This is a genomic window from Vibrio marinisediminis, from assembly GCF_014050145.1.
In the GTDB taxonomy this organism is placed as follows: Bacteria; Pseudomonadota; Gammaproteobacteria; order Enterobacterales; family Vibrionaceae; genus Vibrio; species Vibrio marinisediminis.
On the sequence record NZ_JACFYF010000002.1, the window covers coordinates 218,020 to 230,906 of the forward strand.

Annotated in this window: 9 protein-coding genes; 5 read left to right on the top strand and 4 right to left on the bottom strand. The window is 43.7% G+C overall.

Translation table 11 applies throughout. The features are described 5' to 3' along the window. The first annotated feature begins 119 nt into the window (after nucleotides 1-119). Entirely contained in the window at nucleotides 120-1,778 is a 1,659-nt protein-coding gene (gene hcp, locus H2O73_RS05240) for a hydroxylamine reductase (RefSeq protein ID WP_182107331.1), read from the top strand. Nucleotides 1,779-1,865: 87 nt separating this feature from the next. Beyond that, nucleotides 1,866-2,915, top strand: coding sequence for a hybrid-cluster NAD(P)-dependent oxidoreductase (locus tag H2O73_RS05245; protein ID WP_182107333.1), 1,050 nt, complete (start codon nucleotides 1,866-1,868; stop codon nucleotides 2,913-2,915). A gap of 50 nt (nucleotides 2,916-2,965) precedes the next feature. Here the strand turns inward: H2O73_RS05245 and fadR are convergent, their stop codons facing one another. Beyond that, nucleotides 2,966-3,805: a fatty acid metabolism transcriptional regulator FadR gene (gene fadR, locus H2O73_RS05250; RefSeq protein ID WP_182107335.1), complete on the bottom strand. Its 840-nt coding sequence runs from the start codon at nucleotides 3,803-3,805 to the stop codon at nucleotides 2,966-2,968. A 609-nt stretch (nucleotides 3,806-4,414) separates the two neighbouring features. On the opposite strand from fadR, the gene nhaB reads away from it, so the two are divergent. Both nhaB and dsbB read left to right on the top strand, forming a co-directional pair. Beyond that, nucleotides 4,415-6,001, top strand: a complete 1,587-nt coding sequence (gene nhaB / locus H2O73_RS05255) for a Na(+)/H(+) antiporter NhaB (RefSeq protein WP_182107337.1) — start codon at nucleotides 4,415-4,417, stop codon at nucleotides 5,999-6,001. 85 nt (nucleotides 6,002-6,086) lie between these two features. Further along, entirely contained in the window at nucleotides 6,087-6,605 is a 519-nt protein-coding gene (gene dsbB / locus H2O73_RS05260; protein WP_182107339.1) for a disulfide bond formation protein DsbB, read from the top strand. Between the two features lie 252 nt (nucleotides 6,606-6,857). Here dsbB and H2O73_RS05265 read toward each other — a convergent pair whose 3' ends face one another. Both H2O73_RS05265 and lrp read right to left on the bottom strand, forming a co-directional pair. After that, complete coding sequence (locus H2O73_RS05265) at nucleotides 6,858-9,869, bottom strand: DNA translocase FtsK 4TM domain-containing protein (protein WP_182107341.1); 3,012 nt, start codon at nucleotides 9,867-9,869, stop codon at nucleotides 6,858-6,860. Between the two features lie 242 nt (nucleotides 9,870-10,111). Next, the gene (gene lrp / locus H2O73_RS05270; RefSeq protein WP_006710825.1) at nucleotides 10,112-10,606 is read right to left on the bottom strand and encodes a leucine-responsive transcriptional regulator Lrp; all 495 of its coding nucleotides are present in this window, start codon (nucleotides 10,604-10,606) and stop codon (nucleotides 10,112-10,114) included. Nucleotides 10,607-10,761: 155 nt separating this feature from the next. On the opposite strand from lrp, the gene ald reads away from it, so the two are divergent. Beyond that, complete coding sequence (gene ald, locus H2O73_RS05275) at nucleotides 10,762-11,886, top strand: alanine dehydrogenase (RefSeq protein ID WP_182107343.1); 1,125 nt, start codon at nucleotides 10,762-10,764, stop codon at nucleotides 11,884-11,886. A gap of 98 nt (nucleotides 11,887-11,984) precedes the next feature. Here ald and yfbV read toward each other — a convergent pair whose 3' ends face one another. Then, a complete protein-coding gene (gene yfbV, locus H2O73_RS05280) occupies nucleotides 11,985-12,437 on the bottom strand; it encodes a terminus macrodomain insulation protein YfbV (RefSeq protein ID WP_182107345.1) in 453 nt (150 codons plus the stop codon). Between the last annotated feature and the right edge of the window lie 450 nt (nucleotides 12,438-12,887).

Genomic DNA, 12,887 nt, shown 5'->3' on the forward strand with positions numbered 1-12,887 from the left:
TAATCCTTATATTTCATTAGGTTAAAAAGTGGCACGCTCCATGCTCTTGTAGCGTTATTACAACATCTAAACGGTGATAAGCCGTGTGATAACTATTACGAGTAAACTGGAGAATCACTATGTTCTGTATTCAATGTGAACAGACAATTCAAACCCCTACAATCAAAGGCTGTTCATTTACGCAAGGTATGTGCGGTAAAACAGCAGAAGTTTCAGATCTACAAGATGTTCTGGTTTACACGCTTCAAGGTGTTTCTTACTGGGCTGAGCAAGCTCGTCAGTTTGACATCATTGACCACGAGATCGACACTTGGGCTCCGCGCGCCTTCTTTGCCACGCTAACGAACGTTAACTTTGACCCTGAGCGTATTCTTGAATTCACCAGCCAAGCAGCCCAATACAAAGCACAACTAAAACAACAAACATTGGCAGCGGCTAAGCTGAGCGACACTGTGCTTGCAGCGGCACCACAAGTTGCTGAGTTTGAACTACCTGCGAGCGCTGAAGAGATTCTTGCATTTGCACCCGATGCTGCTGTAAACCGTGGTAAAGACCAAGTTAACGAAGATGTGATTGGTTTACGTCTACTTTGCCTATATGGCTTAAAGGGTGCAGCGGCTTACATGGAGCACGCACGCGTGCTTGGCCAAACAGATGAAGTGATTCACGCTCAATACCACAAAATCATGGCATGGCTTGGTACTGAACCAACAGACCTAAACGCGCTATTAGAGTGCTCAATGGAAATTGGTTTGATGAACTATAAAGTCATGGAGATGCTGGATCTTGGCGAAACAGACACGTTTGGTCACCCTGAGCCAACCACAGTCAACGTAAAAACGGTAAAAGGCAAATGTATCCTTGTTTCTGGTCATGACTTACACGACCTTGAAAAAATCCTTCAACAAACAGAAGGTAAAGGCATCAACGTTTACACCAATGGTGAAATGCTACCAGCACACGGCTACCCAGAATTGAAAAAATACCCTCACCTAGTGGGTAACTACGGTAGCGCATGGCAAAATCAGCAAAAAGAATTTGCTAACTTCCCAGGTGCGATCGTAATGACCTCAAACTGCCTATTGAACCCTAATGTTGGTCAATACGCAGATCGTCTATTTACTCGTAGTATCGTTGGTTGGTCTGGTGTTGCTCACATCGAAGGTGATGATTTCTCAACAGTCATTGAAACCGCACTAGCACAACCTGGCTTCCAGCACGACGAAATCGAGCAGATGATCACGGTTGGCTTTGGTCGTAATGCGCTAATGAACGCCGCTCCAGCTGTCATTGACCAAGTAAAACAAGGTAACATCAGCCACTTCTTCCTAGTTGGTGGCTGTGATGGTGACAAAGCAGAGCGTAGTTACTTCACTGATTTCACAGCGAACACGCCTGACGATACGCTTATCTTAACCTTGGCTTGCGGTAAATTCCGTTTCAACAAAAACCAATTTGGCGATATCAACGGCATTCCTCGCCTATTGGATGTTGGTCAATGTAATGATGCTTACTCAGCCATTCAACTTGCGCTGGCTCTATCTAAAGAGTTCGATTGTGGTATCAACGAATTGCCACTGACTTTAGTGCTTTCGTGGTTCGAGCAAAAAGCGATCGTTATTCTACTGACACTATTCGCATTGGGCGTTAAAGGTATTTATACCGGTCCAACCGCGCCTGCATTTTTAACAGACAACCTACTTGCCATTATCCAAGAAAAATTCGATATGCGCGCAATCTCAACGGTTGAAGAAGATCTAAAAACAATTCTAGGTTAAGCACTGCCGCCGATACCTATCCGCCATGTTTTGCCATATTGAGCATCTCATGGCGGCTCTTTTCCTGTCATTTAATAGAGAAATGTTATGCCCTTTTCGTTGAATCCTAATCAACCGATCAAACTTCGTTGTATTGAAAAATGGTTTGAAACAGAAGATTGTGTTTCAATTCTTCTCAGCGCAGAAGGCGAACAAGCTTTCCAATTCAAACCTGGTCAATTTGTTACCCTTGGCGTAAAAGTCGAAGATAAAACGGAATACCGTGCGTACTCGATTAGCTCGCTTGCTGGCGAAGCGTTCTTACAGCTAACGATAAAACGTGTGGTAGATGGCAAAGTCTCAAACTTTATCGTCGACAAACTCTCTGTCGGTGATTATGTCGAATGCTTAGCACCTGCTGGTGAATTCAATTGCATTGATCACCCACCAGTTGAAATCGAGCAACAGAAAAAAGTATTGCTCGTTAGCGCAGGCTGCGGCATTACGCCTGTTTACGCGATGGCAAAAGCTTGGCTCAATGAAAATGCCGCGGTTGATATTGCTTTCTTACACATCGCTAAATCGGCTCAACAAACGATTTATTTTGACAAACTTGAACTGTTGGCAAAGCAACACACTCAATTCAACTTGAAGTTGTTGCTGAAAAATGCCGAGTCTAGCGGATACCCACAAGGACGCTTAAGTGCGGACTGGCTAAAATCATTAGTCCCAGATGTTAACCAGCGTACCGTGTATCTATGTGGACCTAACCAGTTTATGTTGGACACCGCTGATTACTTAAAGCAACTTGATTTTGACATGAACCAGTTTCATCAAGAGAGCTTTACGCCCGCTGAGGCGCCAGAGCCAGTTGAACAATCAAGTAGCGACAATGAGTCAGTTTCTATCGAAGTTCCAAGCTTTGGTAAGACACTGCAAGCCAATAAAGGTGCACTCCTTGCCGATGCACTCGAGCAAGGTGGCGTACCTTTGATCGTAGCTTGTCGAAGCGGTATTTGCGGCTCATGTAAATGTAAGGTCAATGTCGGCCAAGTCGAAACGAGCAGTAGCTCGCCATTGACCGAAGAAGAGATTGCTCAAGGCTATGTACTTGCCTGCTCTTCAACGCTCACAGGCGATTTAAGTGTCGAACTTTAAAAAGCAAAACGCCCATCAATAAGATGGGCGTTTTTATATCTGTTGCTGGCTTAGCAATCGTCTTCGGTAAAGTTGGTTGGCAAGGTTGTTTTCATCTTGTGCCAAATCTGTCCACTTTCGATACCATAATTACGAACCAAAATTGGTAAAGCGTCACGATTACCTGATTCACAAACCTCAAATAGATCACGATAGAACTGCAAAGCCAGGTCCCGCGCTTCTGGTTTTGAAAAATAGTAGCTACCCACACGATCATACAATTTCTTTAGACCGTTGAAGATTAAACCATAAATCTGATTACCTGAGTGGAAAGCAAGACGTTGGAATAGCATGTAGTCATAGAAATTAAACGTTTTAGCAATCAAGATAGCTTCGCGTTTTTCTAAATCTTTCTCACCATCATCTTTTATATGCTGAGTGATTTTTTCTGCGTATGGGGATGACTGCATGAAGTGGTCCCATGAATCAGCGCTAATCAGTGCTTCACATGAATTGATCACATTCTGGATAGTTTTTTCCGAACTTTCTTTGTTCGCTTTAAATGCATAACGCATGAAAATAGGACTGATGTTTGTACGTGCTGCAAGCAAATCTTCCACGATAGATGTCGCGTTATCTGCATCCAGTGTCATTAAGGTATCTAGAATATGTAAACCTGACGTTTCCATAAACTGGTTTACCTTAGTTGGCTTGCCGTGCTGGATAGTCAACCACCCATCTCGAGCCAGGCGCTGTAGAACTTCACGCAAAGTGGTTCGTGTCACACCAATAAGTTCAGAAAGCTCTCGCTCAGCGGGAAGAATAGAACCTGGAGGGAAGCGCCCTTTCCAAATACTCTCGATAATGTATTTTTCTGCAAATCCTGCAGGGCTCTTTGCCTTAATGACCATTAAACTGCGTCCAATATTCTATTTTATAGGGGTTCGGAAAACTCATCATACCACTAGTTATTACCTATCGGAAACAAACTGATAGTAAACTTCTCGCAAAATAAAAATAGAGTAATAACACTAATTTTGTATATTTAATGATGATCATCCCTCCACCTCGGCAAAACAAAATAAACATAAATCAATACCGTTATATGCAATCAAAGTTACTACAAATGTTAGTTTTTTTGCTCTATAACATTTTCAAAACAAACACTGTTTGGGCTGCATTTGTACATGAATTGTTAATGTTTAATATATTATTCACCGCTTTCGCTCTACGTGAGAATCCAAATATATTTTTTTTAATTTCTGATGTTATGGTTACTTTACTTTGATCGCGTTTTTTGAAAAAAAAACCTCACAATTTTACCATTTGTTACAAAATCATTGACTATGTACAAGTGGATAGTAGAGTGGCATTCAAAGTAGTGGTGTGCTTGTCATCGTCATTATAAATAGCGTGTTCATTACCGCTAGATTTGGGTAGCTATTTTAAAAATCTAATAGCAAAAACATAAATTCAAGCACGCAGTGTTTCGTTGTAACAATAAAAAGAGTAGTTGTATTATGCCAATGTCTCTCGGAAATGCCTTCATCAAGAATTTCCTTGGTAAAGCGCCAGACTGGTACAAAGTCTTAATCATCGCTTTTCTCATTATCAACCCTATCGTATTTTTCTTCGTCGACCCGTTCGTCGCAGGTTGGTTACTCGTTGCTGAGTTTATCTTTACTCTAGCGATGGCACTTAAGTGCTATCCACTTCAACCTGGTGGTCTTTTGGCTATCGAAGCTGTCGCCATTGGTATGACAAGCCCAGGTCAAGTAAAGCATGAACTTGTTGCCAATATTGAAGTATTACTATTACTGGTCTTCATGGTTGCCGGTATTTACTTCATGAAGAACCTACTACTGTTTATCTTCACCAAGATATTGCTCGGTATCCGTTCGAAAGTTTTACTTTCTATGGCATTTTGTTTTGCAGCAGCATTCCTCTCAGCATTCCTCGATGCATTAACCGTTATAGCGGTTGTTATTAGTGTCGCTGTTGGTTTCTACGCGATTTACCATAAGGTAGCTTCAGGCAACCCAATCGGTGATCACGACCATAATAATGATGAAACCATTCCTGAATTAACCCGCGATAACTTAGAAGATTACCGTGCATTTCTTCGTTCATTATTAATGCATGCGGGTGTGGGCACCGCTCTGGGTGGTGTAACTACCATGGTAGGCGAACCACAAAACTTAATCATTGCAGATCAAGCCAGTTGGCAATTTGGTGAATTCCTAATTCGCATGGCACCGGTTACTATTCCAGTATTTATCTGCGGTATGATCACCTGCGCATTGGTCGAGAAATTCAAAGTATTTGGCTACGGCGCGGAACTACCTGACACTGTTCGTCAAATCCTTGTTGATTTCGACACAGAAGAGCGTAAGACACGCACCAATCAAGACGTTGCTAAATTGTGGATTCAAGGTGCTATCGCTGTATGGTTGATTGCCGCACTGGCTCTTCACCTTGCCGCTGTGGGTCTTATTGGTCTGTCTGTTATCATTTTGGCAACGGCATTTACTGGCGTTATTGAAGAGCACTCAATGGGTAAAGCGTTCGAAGAGGCATTACCGTTTACAGCGCTTCTCTCCGTATTCTTCGCCATTGTTGCCGTGATCATTGACCAAGGTCTATTCAAGCCTGTTATCGATGCTGTACTTGCAGTAGAAGATAAAGGGACGCAATTAGCAATGTTCTATGTCGCGAACGGTTTGCTATCTATGGTATCCGATAACGTATTCGTAGGTACGGTTTACATCAATGAAGTGAAAGCTGCGTTGGTAGAAGGTGTAATCACCCGTGATCAATTTGATTTGCTTGCGGTTGCAATCAACACAGGTACTAACCTACCTTCTGTTGCAACACCAAACGGTCAAGCCGCATTCCTATTCCTACTGACTTCAGCATTGGCACCATTAATTCGCTTGTCGTACGGTCGCATGGTTATTATGGCGCTACCATACACCATCGTGCTTGCACTTGTTGGTCTAGCGGGCATCGTATTCTTCCTAGAGCCAGCAACCGCTTGGTTCTATCAAGTAGGCTGGATTGAGCCTCACATGGGCACGATTACCGAAGCGGTTTCAAGTGGGCATTAATATTTTTTCTTGATAAAGAAACTAATCCAAGCTAAAAAGCTCTGAGTAATCAGAGCTTTTTCTATTTCTGAACAAGGACACTATTTTGAACTTTCTAGCAACATTAAAGAGCTTCTCAAAAAGCCGCCTTTCTTGGGCTATCCTATTTGGCTTTATTATTTTCTTTGAAGCTTGTGCCTTATTTTTCCAACATGTCATGCTACTACCACCTTGTGTGATGTGCATATATGAACGAGTTGCTATGATGGGTATTGCTGGCGCAGCAATGATTGGCTTTTGTGCACCGCAGAATGCCGTGGTTCGATGGGCAGGTCTCGTCGCATGGGGTTACAGCGCCTACCGTGGTTTAGAGCTCGCAATGCAGCACGTCAATTATCAATTTAACCCATCACCATTTGCTACCTGTGATTTATTCGTCACCTTCCCAGATTGGGCGCCATTAAACAAATGGGCACCTTGGATGTTTGAAGCAACTGGAGACTGCGCAAAAATCGTCTGGCAGTTCCTTTCTTACTCAATGCCTCAGTGGCTGGTGGTTATTTTTGCCGCCAACCTTATTGCCCTCGCAGTGATCGTGGTTTCTCAATTTTCCAAAAGCAAGTAACCCAATCATCTAAAACACTTATCTAGAAGCTGGCGGTTAGCCAGCTTTTTTGTTTCTAAAGGAAAACTGAGAAATCAGCTTCTTTCAGGGACTCGATAGTCAGTATATTGAATCATTATCAAGGCTACGTAGGCTCAATACAACCGAGAGACTAGCGAGTATTGTCAGAAGCTAACGCTCCATTTCCAAACGCTAGGTACAAAAAAGCGCAGGGTTAACCTGCGCTTCAATGAATAACATACTTAGCCGAGTCTAATTCATGTCTCGACCAGGCGCCGGTGCCAATACTTCACGGTTACCATTGTGCCCTGGCGCACTGACAATACCTTGCGCTTCTAACTGCTCAACGATACGAGCGGCACGGTTGTAGCCAATCTTAAATCGGCGCTGAACACCAGAAACCGAACCTCGACGTGATTGCACCACATGCTCGACCACTTGATCAAACAGTGGGTCCATATCTTCATCAGACTCCATCGATTCACCCGGTAATAAGCTTTCTGGACCTTGGTCACCACTGATGATTTCTTCAATGTAATTTGGCTTACCACGCGCCTTCCAGTTATTCACTACCGCATGAACATCATCATCTGAAGCAAACGCACCGTGGACACGTGTGGTATGGCTTGAACCTGGCGGTAAGTAAAGCATATCACCCATGCCGAGTAAGGATTCCGCACCACCTTGGTCAAGAATTGTTCGCGAATCTGTTTTGGTTGATACGGTAAAGGCAACACGAGTTGGGATGTTGGCTTTGATTAGACCGGTAATAACATCAACCGATGGACGCTGCGTTGCTAAGATCAAGTGAATACCAGCTGCTCGTGCTTTTTGTGCTAATCGAGCAATCAGTTCTTCAACTTTCTTACCCACTACCATCATCAAATCGGCAAATTCATCAACCACAACCACAATATACGGCAGTTTCTCTAATAGTGGCGCTTCTTGGTCCATGCTATCGCCTGGTTGCCACAACGGGTCATGAATTGGATGCCCTGCTTCCGCAGCCATCTTCAGTTTGTCGTTAAAGCCTTTGATATTACGCACACCTAGTGCGGACATCAGCTTATAACGTCGCTCCATTTCACCCACACACCAACGTAATGCGTTTGACGCGTCTTTCATGTCTGTCACGACTTCAGAAAGAAGATGTGGAATACCTTCGTAAATAGAGAGCTCCAACATTTTCGGGTCAATCATGATGAAGCGCAGATCTTCTGGTGATGCTTTATAAAGCATACTGAGGATCATTACGTTCACACCGACCGATTTACCGGAACCTGTAGTACCCGCCACCAGTACGTGTGGCATTTTAGCGATATCAGCGATCACGGCTTCACCCGCAATATCTTGACCTAACACCACGGTGGTTGGTGATGTTGCCTCGATAAAGGTTTGGCTACCCACAACATCCGAGAAATACACCGTTTGGCGGCTCATATTTGGTAGCTCTAAGCCAACGTACGGCTTACCGGGAATCACTTCAACTACTCGAACGGCCATCGCAGACAATGAGCGTGCTAAGTCCATCGATAAGCTAGAGATACGGCTTACTTTCACGCCCGGCGCTAAATCCAGCTCAAAACGGGTGATCACAGGACCAGGGAAAATATCGACCACTGTCGCTTGGATTTTGTAATCAGCCAGTTTTGACTCAACCAAACGTGCAATGGCTTCAAGCGCATCACGGTCAATAAAGTTCTCACGTTTTTCTGGGTGATAAAGCAACTCAAGGGTTGGTAACGGCTCTATCGGCTTAGGCAGGTTAACATCTTGTTGTACCAAGAATGGATTTTGTTTCGCTACCACTTTTGCTTGTGCATCCGCGACCAAAGATTGGAAGGTTTCCACATCTTGGTCTTGCTCAATGAACTCTTCTACTTCTGGTTGTTCGTTATTAACACGCTCAGGCTCACTTTGGTGTGAAGGATGAGAGACTTCTTCCACATCAGCAACATCAAACGAGCTAATAACCGGCTCAATATGAGTAGGGTTAGGCTCTACCTGTTCGCTGATCGACTCCAACGTCGCTTGATCAATTAAAGGCTGTTCATCTTCCACACTATTCCATGGTAGATCTTCTGCAGCAACACTCTGAGTCGTGGTAACAGCTTCTTCGACGATGGCAGGTTGTTCAATCACTTCACGCTCTACAGCTTCCTGTTCCACAGGCTCTTGTTGCCAATCCGATACCGCTTGCTCAGCCATATCGTTAGAATTTAGGGCATCTTCTTCCAACTGCTCTATGGTTGCATCAAGTTGACGGGTTCTTTCAACCAGTGGTTGCTCTTGCTCAAACTGCGTTGTCGGCATTGGTTCCGCAGCATAATCAGTGGCAGCCTGAAGCGGCTCAATAACCTCTTGTTGTGGTGGCGTGACCACTTCAACATTCGTCAATGGTTCAGGTTGATCACGATGTGGAACAACAGGCTCTATTGGTGACGCTGCTACCTGGTTGGCGACTGACGCCGCTACCGCGGCTTCAGGCATATGAATATTATATCGACGCGGTTGAGCGGCTTGCTCCTGTGAGGACTGTTGTGCTTCGGTTGGAGTTGGTTTTGGCAGTTCAAAGTCTTCAACTTCTTTCAATTCTGCTTCAATGACTTCATCGCGTTCACCGCGAATAAGGTTAACCACGCGCGTAAATCCGCGGATAGCGAGTTCACCCAAAGAGTCGACAATCGTCAACCAAGAAATGCCAGTTAAGAGTGTTAAGCCCGCTCCCCAAAGAAACAGCAACACCAACGTCGAGCCAAGTACATTTAACGTTGGCAAAGCTAGACTCGTCAGAACGTCACCAATAACACCGCCAGATGAGAAATACCAAATATCATCGAAGTTGATATCGGCTAGTGCACAGCTCGTTAAAATAAGAATGGTTAAGCCAAGTAAACGGGTTCCCCATAACATAAAATCAAGCGGGTCATCTTCGCTACGCTTACGCAGCAATACCCATGACGCCGTAACGATGATAATCGGTAAGGTGTATGCCAATGAACCGAATGCAAAGAAGAGAGTGTCGGCTAGCCAAGCGCCAATAACACCACCAGCATTGGCAATCTCCCCACCCCAGGCGGTTTGCGACCAAGACGGATCCGCCGGGCTAAAGGAAAGTAATGCGATAGAAAGTAAAATAGAACCCAGTACAGCGACAATGAGGCTGCACTCTTTAAGGCGTTCAGGACCAGTCAGTCGAGAAGGTTGAGTATCTTCTCCAGTCTTTATTATTGTTTCGATTTTATTGCTGTTCTTCTTGAACATAACCAACTTATCTTTAATAGAAAAAAAATAGCCCGAGCAGTACAACTACTCGGACTATAGATTTAACCATATCAAGGTCAAAAACCCAATTGTCTAACGTCAGAATATGGGAAGGATTTTATCCTAACGCTCGATTTGATTCGATTAAAGTGAACCTGTGCCATAAAGGAGTTCAGTTATTGGGGTGGTACTCCGCCCCAATAACTCAAAATTAAAAGGCTGTTCACTCTATTCAGCACAAACTATCGTGTTTTGATAACTAACTGGTTAGTTTGCTTAACCTCTTCCATTACTACGTATGTACGCGTGTCATTCACACCCGGTAGACGTAATAGTGTGTCGCCTAGCAGCTTACGGTATGCACCCATATCTGCTACACGAGTCTTTAATAGGTAATCGAAGTCGCCTGAAACTAAATGACATTCTTGGATATCATCCAGTTTTTGAACTGCTGTATTGAATTGTTCAAATACGTCTGGCGCACCGCGATTTAACGTAATTTCAACAAATACCAATAGTGACGCATCTAGGTATTGAGGGTTAAGCAGTGCGGTATAACCCGTAATGTAACCTTGGCGCTCTAAACGACGCACACGCTCTAAACATGGTGTTGGGGAAAGCCCTACACGCTTAGAGAGTTCAACGTTTGAAATACGACCATCTTTCTGCAGTTCATTAAGAATGTTGCGATCGATACGGTCTAGATCCTTGGACGGCTTCTTATTGTTGTCTGCCATTTTTTATTCCACCTTATTACTTCCTTGCAAAAATATATACTACATCTTTTCAATATTTAGTAACAAATGTCAAACATTTACTTATATACTAGATATTAACTCGACAATACTACCCACACATAGTCATTACAACCAAATAAATATGAGGAGTCAGGATGATCATTGGCGTACCTAAGGAAATCAAGAACCACGAGTATCGCGTAGGCATGATTCCAGCGAGCGTTCGCGAGCTAGTATCTCAAGGTCACCAAGTTTTTGTTGAAACCCAAGCCGGCATGGGCATTGGATTCTCTGACGATGATTACATCGCTGTAGGCGCATCCATTCTACCTACTGCAGCTGATGTTTTCGCGAAAGCAGAAATGATAGTTAAAGTTAAAGAACCTCAAGCTATCGAACGTTCAATGCTTCGAGAGGGACAAATATTATTTACATATCTACACCTAGCACCAGATTTTCCACAAACAGAAGAGCTTATCAAGAGCAAAGCTGTCTGTGTAGCCTATGAGACTGTAACAGATAATATGGGTCGCTTGCCACTACTAGCACCAATGTCAGAAGTTGCCGGTCGCATGTCTATCCAAGCTGGCGCACAAACATTAGAGAAGTCTCATGGTGGTCGAGGTCTTTTACTCGGTGGGGTTCCGGGCGTTGAGCCTGCAAAAATTGTGGTTATTGGCGGTGGTGTTGTTGGCGCAAATGCCGCAAGAATGGCTGTTGGTTTACGTGCAGATGTAACGATTCTCGATCGAAATATCGACACACTTCGCAAATTAGATGAGGAATTCCAAGGTCGAGCTAAGGTTGTTTACTCAACTGAAGATGCAATTGAAAAACACGTTACTGAGGCAGATCTGGTTATCGGAGCGGTACTCATCCCTGGCGCAGCCGCGCCAAAACTTGTAACAAAACACCACATTGCGAAAATGAAGCCAGGCGCAGCCGTCGTGGATGTGGCGATTGACCAAGGTGGTTGTTTCGAAACGTCTCATGCCACTACTCACGCTGATCCAACCTACATTGTTGATGATGTTGTCCACTATTGTGTAGCCAATATGCCAGGCGCTGTCGCTCGCACCTCTACTTTCGCCCTTAATAATGCGACTTTGCCTTACATCATCAAACTAGCAAACAAAGGTTACCGCCAAGCGCTACTAGAAGATAAAGGCTTCTTAGAAGGTCTTAACGTGATTCACGGAAAAGTAACCTGTAAAGAAGTGGCTGAAGCATTCAACTTAGAATACGTTGAGCCTGAAGCTGCAATTGAGATGTTTAACTAATTACTCTTCTTTATTGACTATTCTTTACTGACTAAAAGACAAAAGCGCTCACCAAGGTGAGCGCTTTTTTTGATCATGCGGTTAATCTTCACATTGCACTAGAACCAACGTTCTAATGAAGTTTTATCCAATTGTCGAAAAGCTCTGTTTAAAATCTGCGCCAACTCTTTATAGCGAGGTCGAGACTTCATCGGCTCAAGAGCGAAGCCAGTGTCCGAAATTTTTTGATAAAGCTCTCTATACCAACCCGCCAGTGCCGGTGGTAACTGTGTGTTAGAACGATTGCCCAACCACCACATACCTTGAATAGGCATACTAATCGCGAACAACGCAATAATGACGGCTTGCGGCAAACTCTGATAGTTAGTAAATGCCATTTGCGTCAGCACACTAATAGCGGCTACCGCTGGCATAACCTTCATACCGTATCGCGTTGCTTTAATAATGCGCTGCTCAGGGAAGAGTGAAGCTAGCTCTTTGCGCATTGGCCAAGTATCCATGTACTTTTGTCCGTCACGCAAGCTGTGAACGATGCCGACTTTATTATTCATATTACTCTCTCACTTCCAGTACAGGGCGACTTACTAAAAAAGAGTTGAAAGATTCAACTAATCACGTAAAAATTTGACTAAAGTTAATATTCTTCCAAAATATTTTTGTTATATTGCTTTATTATCGCTATCCTTTGCACGCCCTCAATCACATTGTTGCTCTTATTTACAAATTAGGCAACTTTGAGAGACGCCTGCAAGGATTGCACAAGTTGATTGCTTGGTAAAGCAACCTCTTTTTACATACGGATTTTAAAGATTTTAAGTCACAAGTGGTACGCAGTTGATATGAGACTCGACTATTCTTGTGATAATTTTTCATTCCAACTGATTTTGATATCCAACGTAATCGGAATCAAAACTGGTCAACAAATTTGCAGATGCACACCATTGGTTGTGGACCTCACTGATGTTTGCCAAGTTATGAAATCTATTGCCTCGGATATTCCA

What these genes read in the sequence shown, in the direction of transcription:
- fadR (WP_182107335.1), bottom strand. Translation starts at nt 3,805, where the DNA reads ATGGTCATTAAGGCAAAGAGCCCTGCAGGATTTGCAGAAAAATACATT.
- yfbV (WP_182107345.1), bottom strand. Translation starts at nt 12,437, where the DNA reads ATGAATAATAAAGTCGGCATCGTTCACAGCTTGCGTGACGGACAAAAG.
- H2O73_RS05265 (WP_182107341.1), bottom strand. Translation starts at nt 9,869, where the DNA reads ATGTTCAAGAAGAACAGCAATAAAATCGAAACAATAATAAAGACTGGA.
- H2O73_RS05245 (WP_182107333.1), top strand. Translation starts at nt 1,866, where the DNA reads ATGCCCTTTTCGTTGAATCCTAATCAACCGATCAAACTTCGTTGTATT.
- lrp (WP_006710825.1), bottom strand. Translation starts at nt 10,606, where the DNA reads ATGGCAGACAACAATAAGAAGCCGTCCAAGGATCTAGACCGTATCGAT.
- nhaB (WP_182107337.1), top strand. Translation starts at nt 4,415, where the DNA reads ATGCCAATGTCTCTCGGAAATGCCTTCATCAAGAATTTCCTTGGTAAA.
- hcp (WP_182107331.1), top strand. Translation starts at nt 120, where the DNA reads ATGTTCTGTATTCAATGTGAACAGACAATTCAAACCCCTACAATCAAA.
- ald (WP_182107343.1), top strand. Translation starts at nt 10,762, where the DNA reads ATGATCATTGGCGTACCTAAGGAAATCAAGAACCACGAGTATCGCGTA.